Source organism: Methanocalculus pumilus, from assembly GCF_055382585.1.
The window spans coordinates 337,904-356,741 of sequence record NZ_AP042393.1 but is presented as its reverse complement, the minus strand read 5'-3'; the positions used below and the strand labels follow the sequence as shown (position 1 = coordinate 356,741).

The 18,838-nt window shown below is 54.4% G+C and carries 14 protein-coding genes; 5 read left to right on the top strand and 9 right to left on the bottom strand.

The features are described from left to right. Together ACZ44I_RS01800 and ACZ44I_RS01795 are read right to left on the bottom strand one after the other, a co-directional pair. Window positions 1-1,113 carry a SufB/SufD family protein gene (locus ACZ44I_RS01800; RefSeq protein WP_464549247.1) on the bottom strand — a complete coding sequence of 371 codons (1,113 nt, stop codon included), beginning with the start codon at window positions 1,111-1,113 and terminating at the stop codon, window positions 1-3. Then, on the bottom strand, window positions 1,098-1,829 hold the full coding sequence (locus ACZ44I_RS01795; protein ID WP_464549249.1) for an ABC transporter ATP-binding protein: 732 nt from the start codon (window positions 1,827-1,829) through the stop codon (window positions 1,098-1,100). The genes ACZ44I_RS01800 and ACZ44I_RS01795 overlap by 16 nt, the downstream gene beginning before the upstream one ends. Before the next feature lie 108 nt (window positions 1,830-1,937). On the opposite strand from ACZ44I_RS01795, the gene ACZ44I_RS01790 reads away from it, so the two are divergent. Beyond that, entirely contained in the window at window positions 1,938-2,171 is a 234-nt protein-coding gene (locus ACZ44I_RS01790) for a hypothetical protein (RefSeq protein WP_464549250.1), read from the top strand. Window positions 2,172-2,226: 55 nt separating this feature from the next. On the opposite strand, the gene glgP is transcribed toward ACZ44I_RS01790, so the two are convergent. From glgP to ACZ44I_RS01755, 7 genes are read right to left on the bottom strand one after another with little or no spacing between them, the layout of a single operon-like run. Then, complete coding sequence (gene glgP / locus ACZ44I_RS01785; protein ID WP_464549252.1) at window positions 2,227-4,395, bottom strand: alpha-glucan family phosphorylase; 2,169 nt, start codon at window positions 4,393-4,395, stop codon at window positions 2,227-2,229. 49 nt (window positions 4,396-4,444) lie between these two features. Continuing rightward, a complete protein-coding gene (malQ, locus tag ACZ44I_RS01780; RefSeq protein WP_464549254.1) occupies window positions 4,445-5,935 on the bottom strand; it encodes a 4-alpha-glucanotransferase in 1,491 nt (496 codons plus the stop codon). Further along, on the bottom strand, window positions 5,932-8,337 hold the full coding sequence (locus ACZ44I_RS01775) for a DUF3536 domain-containing protein (RefSeq protein WP_464549256.1): 2,406 nt from the start codon (window positions 8,335-8,337) through the stop codon (window positions 5,932-5,934). The genes malQ and ACZ44I_RS01775 overlap by 4 nt, the downstream gene beginning before the upstream one ends. Continuing rightward, window positions 8,334-10,226 (bottom strand): 1,4-alpha-glucan branching protein GlgB, encoded by a 1,893-nt coding sequence (gene glgB, locus ACZ44I_RS01770; RefSeq protein ID WP_464549258.1) that lies wholly within the window; start codon window positions 10,224-10,226, stop codon window positions 8,334-8,336. Before glgB ends, ACZ44I_RS01775 begins: the two co-directional genes overlap by 4 nt. An 18-nt stretch (window positions 10,227-10,244) precedes the next feature. Further along, window positions 10,245-11,390, bottom strand: a complete 1,146-nt coding sequence (locus tag ACZ44I_RS01765; RefSeq protein ID WP_464549260.1) for a glycosyltransferase family 4 protein — start codon at window positions 11,388-11,390, stop codon at window positions 10,245-10,247. Continuing rightward, window positions 11,372-12,826 carry a hypothetical protein gene (locus tag ACZ44I_RS01760; protein WP_464549262.1) on the bottom strand — a complete coding sequence of 485 codons (1,455 nt, stop codon included), beginning with the start codon at window positions 12,824-12,826 and terminating at the stop codon, window positions 11,372-11,374. The genes ACZ44I_RS01765 and ACZ44I_RS01760 overlap by 19 nt, the downstream gene beginning before the upstream one ends. A 45-nt stretch (window positions 12,827-12,871) precedes the next feature. After that, window positions 12,872-13,645 (bottom strand): TIGR01458 family HAD-type hydrolase, encoded by a 774-nt coding sequence (locus ACZ44I_RS01755; RefSeq protein WP_464549264.1) that lies wholly within the window; start codon window positions 13,643-13,645, stop codon window positions 12,872-12,874. A 144-nt stretch (window positions 13,646-13,789) separates the two neighbouring features. Here ACZ44I_RS01755 and ACZ44I_RS01750 point away from each other — a divergent pair, with 144 nt between their 5' ends. Genes ACZ44I_RS01750 through ACZ44I_RS01735 form a run of 4 tightly spaced genes read left to right on the top strand, consistent with a single transcriptional unit; the run spans window position 13,790 to window position 18,802 of the window. Continuing rightward, window positions 13,790-14,866: a ribonuclease H-like domain-containing protein gene (locus tag ACZ44I_RS01750; RefSeq protein WP_464549266.1), complete on the top strand. Its 1,077-nt coding sequence runs from the start codon at window positions 13,790-13,792 to the stop codon at window positions 14,864-14,866. Next, window positions 14,863-17,130, top strand: a complete 2,268-nt coding sequence (locus ACZ44I_RS01745) for a DEAD/DEAH box helicase (protein WP_464549268.1) — start codon at window positions 14,863-14,865, stop codon at window positions 17,128-17,130. Before ACZ44I_RS01750 ends, ACZ44I_RS01745 begins: the two co-directional genes overlap by 4 nt. A 38-nt stretch (window positions 17,131-17,168) precedes the next feature. After that, window positions 17,169-18,101: an ABC transporter ATP-binding protein gene (locus ACZ44I_RS01740; protein WP_464549270.1), complete on the top strand. Its 933-nt coding sequence runs from the start codon at window positions 17,169-17,171 to the stop codon at window positions 18,099-18,101. Beyond that, on the top strand, window positions 18,098-18,802 hold the full coding sequence (locus ACZ44I_RS01735) for an ABC transporter permease (RefSeq protein WP_464549272.1): 705 nt from the start codon (window positions 18,098-18,100) through the stop codon (window positions 18,800-18,802). Before ACZ44I_RS01740 ends, ACZ44I_RS01735 begins: the two co-directional genes overlap by 4 nt. Window positions 18,803-18,838 lie beyond the last annotated feature (36 nt).

Genomic DNA, 18,838 nt, shown 5'->3' with positions numbered 1-18,838 from the left:
TCAGAATCCCTTCTCGGCCGCGTCAATTGCAGCATCGATCTGGGTCTGGAGGCTTTCGGGAAGGCCGCTGATCTTCACATCAAGGAATCCGCGGATGATCGTTGCAGTCGCTTCGTCCTCATCGAGGCCCCGTGCCATCAGGTACTCGATCTCATCCCGTGCAATCTTGCCGACTGCTGCTTCATGAGAGAGTTCACAGTCCACAACCCGCCCTTCAATCTCGGGGATCGCATGGATGATTCCATCTTTGAGGATTAATGCCCGGCACTCGATATGGCCCTTTGTATCCTTCACAGAACCGAGGATATGGCCACGTGAGATGATGGTGCCGCCGGTAGTTATTGCCCGTGTGATCAGTTCAGCCGTTGCACCCTTCGCAGAGAGGATGGCACGGGAGCCGGTATCGAGATGGGAGCCGGGCGTTGCAAGCATGATACTCGAGAATCGTGCAACTGCACCATCTCCCCTGAGTTCTGCTGTCGGGTACATCTGCACCTTCTTTGCCGGAACCATGCAGACGTAGTTCGAGAGGAAGATACCCCGCTCCTCAACAATTGCCACACTCCGGGGATAGACCTCGATCGATTCACCCCAGGTATGGATCATCGTGGAGGTGACCTTTGCATCTTTCCCGACATAGATCTCGGTCACCCCGTAATGTGCACCGTTCTTCGTCTTCATCGAGCTGGCACAGCCGGCTATCAGGTGGAGCTCGGCACCCTCTTCGGCGATGATGATATTGTGGACATACTGGATGTCATCTTTTGCCAGAAAGAGGCATGTCTGAAGGGGGAAGGTGGTCTGGCTGCCTTTCCGTGCAATGATGACATAGCCTTTCGGTTCACGGGCGGCAACATACTGCGTAATCTCGTCCTTGTCACGCGGCACCGCCTTCCAGTAATAGTCTTCAAGCCACGCATACTTTTCAAGCGCATCTGAGAGAGCCAGGATCTCAATGCCTTTCGTATCGGTTGAGGCATGGTGGATATGCTCATCCACCTGGAGGAAACTCCCGGATCTCCCTTCAAGGGATCCCGTCTGAAGACCGGTCATCTCGATCCGCTTCAGATCATCCTCTCCGAGATCTGAATATCCCTTCATACTCTCTGGCATTCGATACACTCCTTGTATCCTTTACTCTGGACGCTTTTTAAGATCTCACGCGGGTTGCCATGGCATTTGAAGGTGCCCTCACACATCACATGCCCGAAATCCGCATCGATATAATCGAGGATATATCCGGTATGGGTGATGATCAGGCCGCTCTTCTTCCGGTTCACGATATGCTTATCCTTCTCGACAAGGGCAGCGATCGCGTTTCCAACAAGAGTCATGTTCTCAAGATCAACACCGCTCTCCGGCTCATCGAGCATCACAAGATCGGGTTGCTGGATCATCAGCTGCAGGACCTCACTCCGCTTGATCTCACCGCCGGAGAACCCCTTGTTGATATCCCGCTCAAGGAAGGTATCCATATTCATATGCCGTGCATACTCATCGACACGCTCAGTGTCGCCGCCGGAGGTGACCGAAAGCAGCTTCCCGAGTTTCAGTCCCGATACAGTCGGAGGGCGCTGGAAGAGGAGGCCGATCCCAAGGCGTGCCCGTTCATGAATCGGGACATGGGTAATATCATGATCCTTATAAATGAGCGAGCCTTCCGTGATGCGCGAGCTGTCAAAGCCCATGATCGCACGGAGAAGGGTCGTCTTCCCGGAGCCATTCGGCCCCATGAGGACATGCGTCTCTCCCTCCTTTATCGTGAGATTGATATCGTGGAGTACCTCTCTCCCCTCAACCTCGACATGAAGGTCTTCTATAACGAGCATTTGAAATCATGATGTATTCGATTGACAGGATGAAAAAGGCTTGTTTTGGGGGATCAAAAGAGACGGAAACAAGACATTCTCATATTTCAAGGAGAGAACGGGCTTTCTATGCAGGCTGTTGCCACCAGTCTTCACTTTCGCGCCCCGCCCGGAGGATATTCATATCGTCACCCAAAAGAAGAGATCATGACAGAGATGACCTTCATCTATCTCGCCCGCAGGGCAGAGTACTATGCAGAGAAGATCCAGAACAACACTGCCATTCTGCAGCAGAGAGGCATGCAGCAGGTTCAGGAGAGAGAGCGCTATCCCTCCCCGCCCGGCCGGATCATCATCGCCTGATCCGGGGTGCCTCTTTGATAGTCTGATTCTGACCTCTTCCACCACTCTTTTCAAATCAGCGAATAGTACAGAGATTCTTCTCTGCACACTCCATCATCAGCGGATAATAATTATGGACATATTCTTTCACCATCCGGCGTGCTGAAAAGACCGGAGGTATGGTCTTCATAGACTCTTTCATCATTGCCACCCATCCATGAGGTATGCCATCCATTGACCTTGTATAATAGAGCGGCGCTATCTCACTCTCGATGAGCCGGTAGAGTTCATCAGCATCCTGTGGTGTCCGATCCCCTTTCACCTCGCCAGCTCCAAACACCCATCCGTTTCTGCCGTTATACCCTTCACACCACCATCCATCCAGGATACTGCAGTGCAGCACCCCGTTCATTGCCGCCTTCATTCCGCTCGTCCCTGAAGCTTCCATCGGTGGGAGAGGGGTGTTCAGCCAGACATCAACGCCATGAACCATATACTGTGCAATCTGCTCGCCATAATTTTCGATGACAGCAATCCTACCGGCTATCTCGGGCTTTTCGGCAAGCTGATAGATCCGCTGCAGAATCTTCTTCCCCTCTTGATCATCGGGATGCGCTTTTCCGGCAAATACGATCTGAACAGGATACCAGGGGTTATTCAGGATGCTGGCAAGGCGGGATACATCATGAAGGAGGAGATCGGCCCTTTTATAGGTCGAAAAACGGCGGGCAAACCCGATTGTGAGAACACTCGGGTTGAGGAGCATCCCTTCAGCCACAAGGTTCTCAGGTCCCTCCATCCCCTGCGCCCATTTTCTCCGTTTATATTCACGTATCCTGTTGAAGAGTTTTATCTTCAGCCTCATATGCAGCTCCCATAGTTCACGATCGGGGATCTCATCGACCACCTCCCAGATCTCCCTGTTATCATGCTCGTGCTGCCAATGAGGGCATATCCGGGTGAAATAGCCGTTTAGGAGCATCTCCATCCTGGGGTTGAGCCAGGTGGGAAGATGCACCCCGTTTGTGATCGCGTCAATCGGTATCTCATCATCATTCCGATCCGGCCAGCAGGATCTCCACATATCCCGTGTCACCCCGGCATGCCGGCGTGAAACTGCATTATGGAACCTGGAGAGCCGGAGTGCAAGGGCAGTCATGTTGAAGCCCTCATTCGGACGAACCGGGTGCCTACCCAGCGCCAGGAACTCATCCCGCGTGATACCAAGCGCCTGAATGTAGTGGCCCAGATGACGTTCGACCAGCACAGGATCATAGATATCATGTCCGGCAGGAACCGGCGTATGGGTGGTGAAGAGAGTGAGCCCGCGGATTTTTTCAAAGGCCTCATGCACGGGTACACCCTCTTCCACATGTTCACGTGCAAGTTCGAGGAGAGCAAACGCAGAGTGCCCCTCATTCAGATGGATTCCTGATACGTTGATTCCAAGCATTCTGAGGAGATGGCGGCCACCGATGCCAAGGACAATCTGCTGTAAGAGCCGCATCTCCCGGTCACCTGTATAGAGGTGTGAGGAGATACTGCGCCTCTTTGGATCATTCTTCGGTATATCGGTATCAAGAAGATAGAGCGGGACCCTCCCGACATCAACCCTCCATACGGCAACATAGATCGCCGGATCGATGTCAGGCACCTTGATGATCAGGTGTCTCCCGTGTTCATCCCGTACCCGTTTGATCGGCGTGAGATCGCGGTTTAATGGGAGGGTGATCTCCTCCTGCCATCCATCAACACGGATATGCTGATGGAGGTATCCCTGTGAGTACATAAACCCAATCCCGACAACCGGCACATTCAGGTCAGAACACTCCTTCAGGTGATCGCCTGCAAGAAAACCCAGTCCTCCGGCATAAAAGGGAAGCGAATGGTGAAGGCCGTACTCGGCGGAGAAGTACGCGATATTGAACGGGCCTTTCTGGTAATGTTCCCCAAACCATCCCTTCCTCTGCCGCATATAGGATTCAAGCCTCGCCATAATGATATCATAGTCACGGAGATACCGGGGATTTTTACTTGCGGCCTCAAGATACCTGTATGGGATCTCCCGAAGCATCCTGACGGGATTATGCACGCTTTCACGCCATGCCTCCCAGTTCAGCTGTTTGAAAAGCGTTCTGGCCTCGGGGTGCCAGCTCCACCAGAGGTTATAGGCAAGTTCGCCCAGCCCGGAGATTCGATCCGGAAGAGTGAAGAGCCGCTCACCTGTCAATTCACCATGGATCATCAGCCTTCTATTGATCGATTCAGGTACTTATGTGATTGTACAGATCCTCTCATTCCAGACGTCCATATGTTTCAGTATACTGGCGCAGGCGTATGGCGGTCTCTTCAGCAGGCCAGTCCTTATGAAGACGCCAGAGCCAGTTCCCTTTTTCTGTTCCCGGACGATTCATGCGTGCCTCTGACCCAAGGTTCAGGAGATCCTGGATGGGAATGATCGCATACCTGGCAACTGACGAGAATGCAAGCCTTATGAAGAGATCTGACACTTCATCTTTTTCAATTACCCTGCCTGCATACCGGTTGAGGTATGAACGCTCAGCTTTGGTTGCATCATCCACAAACCAGCCTTTCACCGGGGGATTATCATGGGTCCCGGTATAGGCAACCGCATTCTCAGGATGATTAAAAGGGAGATGGGGATTGTCCGTCTCCCCGCCAAAAGCAAACTGGAGAACCCGCATCCCCGGGATATTCGCCCGCTTCATCAGGGTGCGTACCGGTTGATCGATCACCCCGAGGTCCTCAGCGATCAGATTATCATCCCCAAATCTCTTCCTGATGGCATCAATGAGCGCTTCTCCCGGAGCGGGGAGCCAGCGGCCTTTTACAGCAGTCCGGCACTCGTTCGGTATTGCCCAGTATGCCGAGAGCCCCCGGAAGTGATCGATTCGTACCAGATCGTAGAGGGAGAGGGCCCGCCCAATCCTTGAGAGCCACCAGGAGAATCCCTCCTGCTGGTGCTCTTCCCAGCGGTAGAGGGGATTGCCCCAGCGTTGTCCGGTTCTGCTGAAATAATCGGGAGGAACACCTGCAACATCGATCGGTGTGCCATCGGCATCCAGGCAGAAGAGGTGTTGATGGGCCCATACATCCGCGCTGTCGTGGGTGGGATATATGGGCATATCTCCGAGAATTTGGATCCCATTTGATCCTGCATGAGATCGAAGCGCGTCCCATTGCCTGGTAAAGAGCCACTGGATCACCTCTATCTTCTGTATTTTATCCACGTACCGCTCTTCTGCCTCCCCAAGTGCCAGTCTGTCCCTGATACGAAACAGGCGATCCCACAAGATCCAGGGCAGACCATTGTGGCGTTCCTTAAGGATGCAGAAGAGGGCATAATCTGGCAGCCATTCCTTGTTTTGAGCAGAAAAATCCTCGACTTCCTCCCGGAAGCCCCCTTTCAAAGCCCGCTCCACTGCACGGCCAAGGAGGAGTTTCCGAGCTTCTTCTGCTTCATAGTAGCGTACCCGATCAACCGGGAGTGCAGCAAGTCTGCATTCTTCCCCGGTTATCAGATCCTCATCCGCAAGAGCCGAAAGGCTGATCAGGAGCGGATTTCCTGCAAATGAGGAGTTCGCATAGTATGGCGATCCGTCGGGGCCAACCGGGTGCAGGGGAAGAACCTGCCAGATTCCCAAGCGGGCGCTCCTGAGGTGATCGATAAAGCCTGTTGCAGCAGGGCCGAAGTCACCGATCCCATGTGGTGAGGGGAGAGCGGATACCGGAAGGATTACGCCGCTTCTTCGGCGGGAGTTCATATCTTCACCCCGAGGAACCGCCCGATCTCCTCTATCTGTTCGGGAAGCGAATGGTACCGGCGATCTCCTGGTTTTCCATTCCCAACCGGCATATATGCATCCCTCAATTGAATAAATGCGTTCTGCGCCTCCCAAAGAGACGGGTTGAGGGAGAGGGCAGTTATGATATTCAGAATCCCGAGTATCGATGCCATAATGGAGGCATCTCCGGGACTGCCCAGGAGATCCTGAAGGAGAATGCAGAGGCGGGATCCTGCTACCATCGATATCTTCTCCTTTTCAGGAGGGATTGCAAAACGTTGCATGGCATCGGAGATGCGGGACAGCTCCACTGGATCGGGGCATTCACTCTCAAGGGCTACGATGAGGTCGCGGTTTAGAATATGCCCTACCGGACCTGCTATTGCGGCTGGGATTGGCATCTCCAGCATATGCATCGCCTCCATCAGTGGAAGATACCGACTATAGATATCCTGAAATGAATCTTCAATCCTCCCGATACTGGCATTTAAGATCAGACTGACAATTGTGCGGGCTTCATCGCGGAGAAGATCTCTCCCCCGGATGCACCCCTCGCCAAACCAGCGCGTGAGCTCATCATAGAATGAAGATGCCGGATCACGCCAGGCAGCACATACCGCATCGCGGATCTCGTAGAACGCCTTCTCGCCCGCATATGGCGCAACACCTGCAAGAAGATTCGGGCCTCCGGGATAGGCTGCCGCATAGATGAATTCCTTTGATTCACATGTCAGGAGTGACTGGACCCTGGCTGTCCCCACAGCAATCCGCCGCTGCTCTTCCTGCTCCCGACAATCCAAAAACCGGGTCACCCTGTAGATTGCGTGCATGCTTGTATCAGGATAGGGGCAGAAGAGCGACGTGAGTGCAAAGTGTCCACACACCTTCCTCAGATCCGTCACATGCGGAAGAACACGGCTTTGCCATACCGAGGCGCCATCGGAATAGCCGGTGGTATTTGCTTTTGCCTGGGCAAGAATAGAGAGGAGATCGGCAGTTGGATCGTCACCACCTGTTGAATGATAGAGCTGAAGTGCCCGTGCCGCATACCACATCACCTGTACCGCCTCTATTCCGGCGATATCATCAAAGAACCAACCGCAGCTGGTATACATCAGCATCAGGTTTCGTTGCATCTCAAGGAGTTCGAGCAGAAGAACCTGCTCTTCGTCATCCAGGGAGTGAGAGGCGTGTTTTTCAAAGAACGCCCCTCTCATATGCCGGCTCCGGTCATTGATGATACTGATGTATTCATTCCTCGCAGCCCATGGATCCAGGAGGAGCGGGGATGCAACACGCTCATAATGGATGCAGGCACGATCGCGGAGGAGATCGAATGCACGGCGGAGATACTTTCTCCACTCAAATGACCAGCCGGGATGGGCACCTGTTGAACAGGTGCATCCACCTTTCCAACGGGAGAGCGAATGCGGGCAGCTCCATGCGGTATTCTCCCTGATCTCTATCTCCTGAAGAGGGGGATGCAGGGAGAGGTATTCGCCATAGACCGTCAGTTGTATGCCCTCTTCTCTGATCCGTGAGAGGCAGTATGCAAGCGCCATCTCACCGAAACGGAAGTGATGCCCATAGGTCTCCCCGTCAATTGCAAAGTGTACGAGCTGATCCTCATCCCTTCCGTCAAATGCCCCGGCAAGGCGTGCCAAAAGCCTGTGTCCGTCCACAAGAAGGTTGCCAAATGCCACCTCGTGGGCAATGCCAACATCATTGAGAAAAACCGCAATATCCTGCCCTTCACCCAGATCCACCCGGTATGGCACCTTCGGATCGATCCATCCACCGGTAAGAGAGGTCCACGTGCCATTCTGGTCTCTCACCCTGGCCACCTGGTGGGGTTCCAGGATCACGTACCGGATTCCTTCAGCTGCCATGATACGAAGCGTCTCCAGATCGACCGCCATTTCAGGGAGCCACATCCCTTCAGGCTCCCTCCCGAACCGGTCAAGGAAGTCCTCTACACCCCAGCGGACCTGGGTTTCTTTATCGCGTTTGTTTGCAAGCGGCATGATCATATGATTGTAACACTGGGCGATTGCGGGGCCATGCCCCCTGAAATGGTTCGATCCAATCCAGTCGGCTTCAATGAGTGCAAGATAGGTATTTGGGTGATTATCCTCAAGCCATGAGAGGAGTGTGGGGCCTGCATTATAGCTGATCATGGAATAATTGTTCACTATTCTCGTGATCAGGCCATCTTCATCGAGGATCCTGGCGGCGGAGTTTGGCGCATAGCATTCGGCGGTGATCCGCTCGTTCCAGTCATGGTACGGGTATGCCGAATCCTGTACCTCTATCCTCTCGAACCAGGGGTTCTCCCGTGGGGGCTGATAGAAATGGCCATGGATACAGGCAAAACGGCTCATGATCCACCTCTCTGTGGTCTGAGAATTATGGCTCCAAGCGGCGGGAGTGTAAGGGAGAGGGAGTATGGGGAGTTATGCCACGGCCAATCGTCTGCCATCACAGAACCGTTATTCCCGCAGTTGCTCCCACCATAGAAGCCCGAATCGGTGTTGATCACCTCTTTCCACAAACCCCCTTCAGGCACACCGATCCGGTATCCATACCTGGGAACCGGTGTAAAATTGCAGATACAGGCAACCGGGGCTTCTGCATCGGCTCTCCTGAGATATGCAATCACGCTCTGTTCCCAATCACCGTGATCGATCCATGAGAATCCTTCACTTCTGTCATCAGCACGATGAAGCGAAGGTTCACTCCGGTAGAGATGGTTGAGATCTGCAACTAATGTTCTGATACCCCTGTGCATGTCACCAGAGAGGAGATGCCAGTCGAGGCTTGATTCGTGATCCCATTCACGCAACTGGGCAAATTCATCCCCCATAAAGAGGAGCTTTCGGCCCGGATGGGTGTACATATACCCATAGAGAAGCCTGAGATTAGCAAACTGCTGCCACCAGTCGCCGGGCATCTTTTTGATCAGCGACCCCTTGCCATAGACCACCTCATCATGGGAGAGCGGGAGGAGATAGTTTTCAGTGAATGCATAGATGATCGAGAAGGTCAGGTTATCATGATGATGCCGCCGGTGGATCGGGTCTCTCTTCATGTACTGAAGCGTATCATGCATCCATCCCATATTCCATTTCAGGCCAAATCCGAGGCCCCCTGCAAAAGTCGGGCGGGTGACCATCGGCCATGCCGTTGACTCTTCTGCGATCATCTGAACATCAGGAAACGCACCATAGACCGTCTCATTCAGTGATCGCAGAAACCGTATTGCCTCCAGATTCTCTTTTCCGCCAAACATATTCGGCACCCATTCACCTGAAGTCCGGGCATAATCGAGGTAGAGCATCGAGGCAACCCCATCCACTCTCAGGCCATCTGCATGATAGCGATCAAGCCAGAACCGGGCACTGGAGAGGAGGAAGGAACGAACCTCGTTCCGACCATAATTAAAGATACAGCTCTGCCATTCCGGGTGGAACCCCTGTTTCGGGTCGGCGTGTTCATAACAATGCGACCCGTCAAAGAGGGCAAGCGCATGGGAATCCGAGGGGAAATGAGAGGGGACCCAGTCCAGAATCACACCGATTCCGTTCTGGTGAAGGTGATCGATCAGGTACATCAGGTCTTCAGGCGGGCCGTATCTGGCCGTGGGCGCGAAGTATCCGGTTGTCTGGTAGCCCCACGATCCATAGAACGGGTGTTCCATCACCGGCAGGAACTCGACATGGGTAAACCCCATCTCATGGATATATTCCGAGAGGAGTGGAGCCATCTCCCGGTACCCGAGCATCCGCCCCCCATCTTCGGGGACACGCCGCCACGATCCGATATGGAGTTCATAGATCGAAAGGGGGGCATCAAGAGCATTTGTGGAGATGCGCTCCTCCATCCATGCCCGATCCCCCCAGGCATAGGAGAGGGAGGTGATCCTGGAAGCTGTCTTTGGAGGCTCTTCCCAGGCAAAGCAGAGAGGATCGCCTTTGAAGAGTACCTTCCCGGATGATGTTTCTATTGCATACTTGTAGATCGAGCCGATCTCAATCTCATCAACTGACCCCTCCCAGATCCCCGAGCTGTCCCAGCGAGGGGAGAGGGGATCAATACCAGGTGTCCAGTTATTCTGATCTGTTATAACAGATACGCTCCGGGCTTCGGGAGCCCATACTGAGAAGTGCACCCCGCCCCGTGAGGGATGCGATCCAAGGCACTCATAGATGCGGGCGTGTGATCCCTCCTTAAAGAGATAGATATCATAATCGGTCAGGTTTCTCCCATCCATGACCATAGTCCCCCAGAATCAGCATAGTGGAGGCTTAAGCACCTTCACATATACATGGTTGAGCTTCTCTGTCACCCTCTTCCAGTTAAACTGATCCATCACCTTCTGCCTGCCTGCAATCCCCATTGAGATGAGGAAATCCGGATTGTTGAGCGAGTAGCAGATCGCCCATGCAATCGGCTCAGGTGCCGGAGGTACCTTAATCCCATCGACAAGGTTCTCGATGTTCATCGAGAGGCCGCCCACATCAGATGCAACCACTCCCTTACCGGCACTCCATGCTTCGGTGAGCACGAGGCCGAAGGGTTCGTTTCTGCTCGGGATACAGATAAGGTCAGCCGCATTCAGGAGTTCGAGATGTTCGAGATCAGAGACATAGCCGGTAAATTGTACCGGAAGGCCACGCGATCGTTCCTGCAGGACAGGCAGCATATCACCTTTGCCTGCGAAGATGAACCTGACATCCTCCCTTTTGGCAAGCACGTGCGGGATTGCATCAAGCAGGATATCCGGGCCTTTCTGCCATCCGATACGGCCGACAAAGAGGACGAGCGGGGCGAGTTTATGGATTCCATATCTTTGTTTGATGAGCCCGGGGACAACATCCAGCATGTAGAGAGACGGATCTGTCCCATTCGGAATGATGGATATCTTCCAATCAGGAACATCATAGAGCCACATAAGTTCCACTTTCATCACCTTTGAGACAGTTATGATCTCGCGGGCAAGGGAGGCCATCGAACGTTCGATCCCGGATATCTCGATAAATTCTTTCCATCCACCAAAAGAACCCCCGTTTCTTCCATACTCTGTTGAATGGAACGTGAGAACAGTCACCCGGTCCTGGAACTGCCGGAGTGTCTGGTAAAAATGCCAGTCATGGAAATGGAGCAGGTCAAAGGGAGGGTCGTCAAACTCGAGGAACCGTTTTATTGCCTCTTCGCTCATCTCCCTGCAATGGGAGAGAATATCGGTCTGGTGTGGGGAGAGGGAGTGGAAGTGTACGCCATTCTTTGTAAAATCCTCTTTTCCTCTCGTAAAGTAGTGAATCTCATGTGTTTTCGCCAGCTCTTCGGCAAGATATGTTGCAGCCGGGGCGAGCCCGCCAACCTTCTCCGTATAGACGGATTCCCAGGCAAAGAAAGCTATTTTAAGCGATTCCATAAGAACTGAATCCTCTCTATAACTGCTTTCTGTATATCCTCACGATCCGTCAGCGGATGGATCGCGTCGGCAAGTTTTGTGTCATGGATCACATCCCGTATCCAGTGTTCAAAATCCAGGCGCTCGCAATGGTGGAGAATGCATTCATCAGTTGCCACATCGAGAAGTTTGACAAACTCTTCCAGTGAATGGGCAGAGAAGCCCTCCCTGTGATATGGGGTGCAGAAATGGAATGCCTGATTTGGGGGAATGCAGCGGAGAATGCGGGCAGCGGTCTTTGCCCTGACAAAACCGATCTGATCCTCTTCAAATCTACAAAGAGCCGCGATATAATCAGAAAAGTACCGGTACGCATCCGCCTGTGTCCGGTGATCTGTCAACATCCCGCATGATCCTGATGTGGTTGCCATCTGCGAGAAGTGATCACGTGCCTGGAAACGCCGGAGGGTCGTTCTGTCTGGAACCCACCGTCCCGCAGCCTTGAGAGCCTCAAGAGCTGTGCATTGCATCATATTGACCGGCCATGCACCCGATGCGGTTTCGATAAGTTCATCCGGGATCTGATCCGGTGAAATGGCCTGTGCGGCCGCCTCCGAAGGCAGGATACTGCGGACGCCAGTATCATGGAGTGCTGCGGGTAATCCTTCAAGAAATGCGAATATACCTGTTTCTTGCTGGAAACGACCACCAAAAACCTCCATATCGACCATAATATGGGCGATACCCTCCCTGATTTCGGAGAGCCAGCCGGCATAAGTACAAGGAGAGAGGGGATGATGTACCCAGTCCACCTCTCCCCACCGAAGGGCGATATCATCCGAAAGTTCGCAATGCCTGATTAAAACAGGCATCCCACCAGCCTGATAACTCTTCAGGGGATCTATAAAAGGAGTGTTTTTCCCAAACACATCGGTATAGACAGCCGGGATGCCCATCTTCGTTGCTGCTGTGATCACAGTCCAGTTGAATATCGAATCGGTTGCAACCAGTATCGTCGGCCTTTGTCCGGAAAAGTCCTCCATCGCTCTTTGGTGCATCTCAACCTGGTGCTGGTACTCCTCAACCTCCCCGAAGAGAGCCACTACAGAACAATAGTACGATTCGGTCAGGAGTTCTGCCTGCCTGTGGCTGGCGGCATCCCGGAGCAGATCGCAGAGATCCGGCTCAGATCCCTCCAGGTATTCAAGGAGGACAGCCGACAACAGCAGGCCGCAGCTGAAGCCTTCATCCATCATCCGGATCAGGCATTCTGTTGCCGGGATATAACAGGAACGCGAGAGGTGCCGGATCCGTCTCTCTTCATCAGGGGAAGGGAATGAAGAAGGATCTTGTTCACCTGTCTTCACCCCCGAAGCATAGAGGGAATCCACCCGCTGCTGATGGCGAAGAACAAAGCTCATGCAGACCTGTGGAACACCGGATACCTCACCGGGCATGAGGAGGGATAAGGAGTGTTTACTATATATAATATTTTACCATAATTATTTGCCAAACAACTCCTTCAGATGCGCTATTGAAGGCAGGATCATATCCGGTTGAACCCCCGACTCCCGCACAACCACAGGCGAATATTTACCGGTTTTTACAAGTACTCCAACAAGCCCTGCGTTCTGTGCACCACCCACATCTGTTCTGATATCGTCCCCAATCATCGCAGTCTTCCCAGGCTCTGCACCCATCATCGTACATGCGGAGAGGAAAGCATCAGGCGAGGGCTTGCCCATCACCATTGCGGTTCTTCCGGTGGCATACTCAAGTGCCGCGACAAACGGTCCGGCAGCAAGAGTGAGGCCGTCTTCAGCCATCCAGTACCGGTCCCGCTCAAGGGCGATGAAGAGGGCACCATCGTTGATCTCGCGGAACGCCTCATTCAGGACGCTGAAGGTGAACCCTGATCCTGCATCACCGATGATCACGGCTTCTGCGCCAGCCGGGGCTTCGGTGATCCCCGCCTCGGAAAACTCCGATCTTGCGGCATCTGTCATCAGGAGGCGGCAGGCGCTGATACCTTTCTCTTCAAGGAGCCGGAGTGCAGAAACGACCGGGGTTGCGATCTGATCGACTCGTATACTGAACCCGGCCTGGTTGAGCCGCTCCGCAATCTGCCTCCTGCTCCGCTGGGTCGAGTTCGAGACGAACCGATGGGGGATTCTCTGATCTTCAAGCCAGTGGATGGCCTCAGGTGCGCCGGGGATCGGCACGCCGCCGACTGCCAGCACCCCGTCAAGATCTATGAGAAGTGCCTGTATCTGCATAAAATACCCCCTGTGCCAGTATGTTCGCGGAACGAGATGAGAGGCGCCATGAAGATACTCGTTCCTCTTCTGCAATAAGCCGTTTGAAGTTCACTTTCACGCCCCGCTCAAGGGTTTTATCTCAGATCACCCGGATGAGTACATATGGGACGATCTGCGGGTGCCTTTGTGGATGCAGGTTCTTTCTGGCGGCAGAGGATTAGTGCTACACCCGGCTATTCCGTCATCGAACATGACAACCGGTTCCGGGCACATATCGCTCGATCCGCAGTCTTCGCATCCGCATACCAGAGATGCATGGAGAATCGCGATGCACTCCTCCGAACCTATGCGGGATCTGACCTCGCTGATATCTGCAAGGGAACCGAGGTGGAGACGGATGAGGGGATCTGCCTCAGGATCACCGAAGAGCATGACCATCAGCAGTTCCCGCTTCATCCGGCAGAGGTAAAAGAGCACCTGGTTAGAAGGCTCAGGCTTATACCCGGTATCGGGCCTGCCACCGAACAGCTGCTTATCAGGAAAGGGTGCAGGACGATCCGTGATCTCCGGCATATCAGGCGGTTCCAAAAGGATGCAGAAGAGGTCCTTCGTATCATTGAAAGCAAGGATTATCGAGCAGTTGCCGCTTTAATCGCAGGGAGGATGGGGCGGACACATCCCGACATCATCATGGCATCCGCCTTCTCGCCGGATGAGCGGTTCTGTTTTCTGGATATCGAGACGCTCGGTGTCTTCTCCCGCCCGGTCTTTCTGATCGGATCGGCTGAACTCAGGGGTGGCCGGATCTGCTTTCACCAGTTCCTCGCCCGCGATATCGACGAGGAGCTCCCTGCACTCCTTGCCTGGAGAGATTCGGTGCCACAGGATGCAACAGTCATCAGTTATAACGGGAGATCCTTTGATCTCCCATATCTGGCAGACCGGTTCGCCTATTATGGTATAGAACATGAAATTGCCAGAGACCAGATCGATCTCCTCCATATCACCCGGAGGATGCAGAGGAGTACGCTTCCCGACTGCCGTCTCGGCACAGTCGAAGAGGAGCTGCTCGGGATCGAGAGGGGATCAGATCTTCCGGGGGCCCTTGTTCCCGAATTCTATGATATCTACCGGAGAACAAAGAATCCGGGGCCCCTTCTGCCGGTGCTGAAGCATAACCGGCAGGATGTCCTCTCGCTCATCGAACTCCTCCGATTCTACCGGGAGATGGCAGGGTGAGTTCCTCCCCGCTCCTCAGATCCTTTCAGGAACGGTACGGGTACCCGGATGATGCGCTCTTCATCAAAACGCTGCCGGGACGGGAGGCGCAGTATGCGGAGGTGCCAAATCGGCTTCACCCCCGCCTGAAAGAGTATCTCGCCAGATCAGGGATCAAACCCTATATCCACCAGGCCCTGGCATATGAAGCCCTCGCTGATGGTGAGGATATCATCCTTGCAACCCCGACTGCGTCAGGGAAGACCCTCGCCTTTGCCCTCCCGATCATCGACCGCCTCCTCACCGATTCCGATGCCCGTGCCCTGCTGCTCTACCCCACAAAGGCGCTTGCCCGCGACCAGCTCAGGGCATTCCAGGAGATCGATGCTGCGATCGGAGGGGGGATGCGGCCCGCCGTCTATGATGGCGACACCCCCCGCGATGCCCGCCCCGGCATCCGGGCAAAGTCACGGATCATCATCTCGAATATGCATGAGATACACCATATACTCCCCTGGCGGCGGCAGTGGGCAGATTTCTTCGCCGGGCTCTCCTTCATTGTAATCGACGAGGCACACCGGTACCGGGGGGTCTTCGGCTCGCATATCGCCCTTCTGATCCGGCGTCTTCTGCGTGTCCTCGCATTCTATGATGCCAATCCCGCATTCATCCTGGCAACAGCCACACTCGGCAACCCGGAGGAGTTTGGTGAGCAACTCACCGGCAGAGCATGCCGCCTCATCAGTGAGGACGGATCTCCACAGAATGAGCGGGCAATCGTCTTCTATAACCCCTATGCCCGCGACCCGACGGCATCTCTCGTCTCCGAAACAACCGATCTCTTCTCCGCTTCAATACGCAAGGGGTACCAGACGATCTGCTTCTCATCGTCCCGGCGTCTTGCCGAGGTGATTGCGCTCAGGGCCCGCGAGGAATTTCCAGCCGGAGAAGCTCAGGAGACAACGATTTGTGCCTACCGTGCCGGGTATCTCGCAGATGAACGGCGGGAGATCGAGTCAGCGGTGAAGGAGGGGAATATCCGGGGTATCGTATCGACAAATGCACTCGAGCTCGGAGTGGATATCGGCACCCTCGACTCGGTGGTGATGGCAGGGTATCCCGGTACCACCCTCTCCTTCTGGCAGCAGGCAGGGCGTGCCGGAAGGAGCGGAAGAGAGAGCCTTGTCGCAATGGTTGCCCGGTACGATCCGATCGACCAGTTCTATATGCACCACCCGGACCGGTTCTTTGAGACTGCATACGAGCATGCGGCAATCGACTGCAGAAACCCGATCGCCCTCTCAGGACATCTCCTCTGTGCGGCAGCCGAGGTGCCGATACGCGATTCTGACTGCCGGTATTTCGGAGCAGAGATGAACGACTATCTTGCAACCCTCATAGAACAGGAGATCCTGGCAGAAACAAAGCGGGGGATCGTCTATGCCGGCTCCTCGCGGGCATCTGAGCTCGTCTCCCTCTCGGGTTCGGCATCAGGTGGATACCGGATCACCCATAACGGCCATCTGATCGAGACGATGGATGATTCACAGGCATATCGCGAGGCATATCCGGGTGCGATCATCCTCCACCAGGGTGAGAGCTACATTGTGCGATCGGTGAACCGCGAGGATCACCAGATCCGGGTTGAGGCGGCTGATCTCGATTACCATACCCGCCCCCTGATGAAGAAAAGTGTCGAGGTCGGCACGATTGAAAGGAGCGTCTCCCACGGAGGCTTCACCATCTCATCTGCCGGGGTGACCGTCACCGAAGAGCTCTATGGATACCGTATCGTCAGGTATGACCGGGTGATCGGATCTGCCGAGGTTGATGCACCCCCGCTCTCATTCCCGACACAGGGGCTTCTGATCGCAATTGATGAGAATATCTTAGCAGACGGGCGCATCGGCGATCCGGATGGCGCCCTCCATGCCGCCGAACATGCCCTGATCGCGGCAATGCCCGGTGTTGTCATCTGTGATCGGTATGATATCGGCGGCATCTCGACTGCCTGTCATCCGGCAACGGAAGGCCCTGCGATCATCATCTATGACGGCTATATCGGGGGGGCAGGGCTCTCTCAGAAGGCATATGATCTGGTTTTCCGGGTTGCCTCGCTTGCAGAAGCGATCGTCAGCGAGTGCCGGTGCACTGACGGATGCCCCGCCTGCATCTTCTCGCCAAAGTGCGGCAATGATAACCAGCCGCTCGATAAGGCAGGTGCCAGGGTATTGCTCGGTTCTCTTTGTGAGAGGATGAAAGGGGCAGAACCGATGCCTTCATAATTCATAAATGTAAATAGTTTTTTACATTTTGGTGTACCATGCATGCGATCAGGGCAGAGAACCTCAGTAAATCCTTTGATGGGCGGATGGTTCTGGACAATGTATCATTCTCTGTTGAGAAGGGCGATATCTTCGGGTATCTCGGACCAAACGGGGCAGGAAAGACAACAACGATCAACCTCTTCCTCGGACTCCTCACACCCGATGGCGGGACGGCTACGGTGAACGGTGCCGATCTGGGATCAGATGACGAGGCACGGCGGCGAATCGGGGTGCTCTTTGAGAATAACGGTTTTTCAGAACGGCAGAGTGCCTATGAGAACCTCAGGTACTATGCCCTGCTCTATGGGATGGATGATCCGGATCACAGGGTGGATGAGCTGCTCGGGATGATCGGCATGGCCGACCGTGCATATGATCCCGTCGGCACCTTCTCAACCGGCATGAAGCGGAAGCTCGGGATCGCACGTGCGATCCTCCACAAGCCCGAGATTCTCTTCCTTGATGAGCCATCATCCGGCCTCGACCCCGATGCCCAGCGGATGGTGCGGGATCTGATCCTCTCCCTCTCTGTATCCGGGGGAATGACCGTCTTCATCAACTCGCATCATCTCGATGAGGTGCAGCGGATCTGCACCCGTGTGGCGATCCTTGCCAGAGGGCGGATCCGGGCAGAGGATTCTGTTGCCCGGCTCACTGCCTCCGGAAATGAATCATCGATCTGGATCGCCTTTGAGGAAGGGGAGGTATCAGAAGATATGCTTCTGGCAGTTCATGCCCTTCCGATGGTAGAGAGAGCGGAGCGGGAGGGAGAGGGGATCATCTGCACCCTCACAGGAGAGGGAAGAGTACCCGATCTCATCTCTGCCCTCGTGGCAGCAGGATTTCGGATCGAGGAGGCAAAGAAGCGATCCGCAAACCTCGAGGAGATCTATCTCAGGTATGTCCATTCTGGAGAGGAGGCGGCATGAACGAACTGCGTACGATCGCACGGAAGGAATTTCTCCAGGCGATCACCAACAAGGGGGTCCTGATTGCCGCGTTCATCTTTGCGATCTGGTTCCCGGTATTCACCACCCTCGGCATACTGGCAGGCATCTCAGGCGATCCCGGCACGGCTCTTGCCGGCCATCTTGCAAGCCTCTCGGTGGTGCTTGCGATCTTCATGGGATATCTCTTCTCTTCAGATGCCTTCTTCCGCGAGAAGAAGGACGGGACGATCCTGACCCTCCTCTGTGCCCCCGTCTCCCTCCGTCAGATCTGGGAGGGCAAAGTCCTCGGCGTCGCAACAGCTGCATATGGGATGACGCTCCTCTCTGTCCTGATCACCGTGGCAGTCGCCTTCGCCTTCTCACCTGTCGGGATCACCCTCCCCTGGCTTCTGCTCGTGCATCTCGTAATCATCCTCCCAATCTATGCCGCAGCATCCGCAGGTATCATCGGAGCCGCACAGCTCTACCTCGGAATGCGTGAAAACCAGTTCCTCGGGATGGGTTTTGTCTTCCTCTTCATCTTCCTCGTCTTCGGACTCCAGACATTCATCTCCCCTGAAAGCGGGATCACCATCCGGAACGAACTCTTCTTCGGAGTTCCCGGCCTCGTGCTGCTTCTGCTTGGAAGGAGATGGGCAGGAAGGCTCTCAAAAGAGCGAATTGTCAGGACAATAGCGTGATTTAAAAAAAGAAATGAGGATTTGCCTCTGGAAAGT

What these genes read in the sequence shown, in the direction of transcription:
- ACZ44I_RS01800 (WP_464549247.1), bottom strand. Translation starts at nt 1,113, where the DNA reads ATGCCAGAGAGTATGAAGGGATATTCAGATCTCGGAGAGGATGATCTG.
- ACZ44I_RS01795 (WP_464549249.1), bottom strand. Translation starts at nt 1,829, where the DNA reads ATGCTCGTTATAGAAGACCTTCATGTCGAGGTTGAGGGGAGAGAGGTA.
- ACZ44I_RS01790 (WP_464549250.1), top strand. Translation starts at nt 1,938, where the DNA reads ATGCAGGCTGTTGCCACCAGTCTTCACTTTCGCGCCCCGCCCGGAGGA.
- glgP (WP_464549252.1), bottom strand. Translation starts at nt 4,395, where the DNA reads ATGATCCATGGTGAATTGACAGGTGAGCGGCTCTTCACTCTTCCGGAT.
- malQ (WP_464549254.1), bottom strand. Translation starts at nt 5,935, where the DNA reads ATGAACTCCCGCCGAAGAAGCGGCGTAATCCTTCCGGTATCCGCTCTC.
- ACZ44I_RS01775 (WP_464549256.1), bottom strand. Translation starts at nt 8,337, where the DNA reads ATGAGCCGTTTTGCCTGTATCCATGGCCATTTCTATCAGCCCCCACGG.
- glgB (WP_464549258.1), bottom strand. Translation starts at nt 10,226, where the DNA reads ATGGATGGGAGAAACCTGACCGATTATGATATCTATCTCTTTAAGGAG.
- ACZ44I_RS01765 (WP_464549260.1), bottom strand. Translation starts at nt 11,390, where the DNA reads ATGGAATCGCTTAAAATAGCTTTCTTTGCCTGGGAATCCGTCTATACG.
- ACZ44I_RS01760 (WP_464549262.1), bottom strand. Translation starts at nt 12,826, where the DNA reads ATGCCCGGTGAGGTATCCGGTGTTCCACAGGTCTGCATGAGCTTTGTT.
- ACZ44I_RS01755 (WP_464549264.1), bottom strand. Translation starts at nt 13,645, where the DNA reads ATGCAGATACAGGCACTTCTCATAGATCTTGACGGGGTGCTGGCAGTC.
- ACZ44I_RS01750 (WP_464549266.1), top strand. Translation starts at nt 13,790, where the DNA reads ATGGGACGATCTGCGGGTGCCTTTGTGGATGCAGGTTCTTTCTGGCGG.
- ACZ44I_RS01740 (WP_464549270.1), top strand. Translation starts at nt 17,169, where the DNA reads ATGCATGCGATCAGGGCAGAGAACCTCAGTAAATCCTTTGATGGGCGG.
- ACZ44I_RS01735 (WP_464549272.1), top strand. Translation starts at nt 18,098, where the DNA reads ATGAACGAACTGCGTACGATCGCACGGAAGGAATTTCTCCAGGCGATC.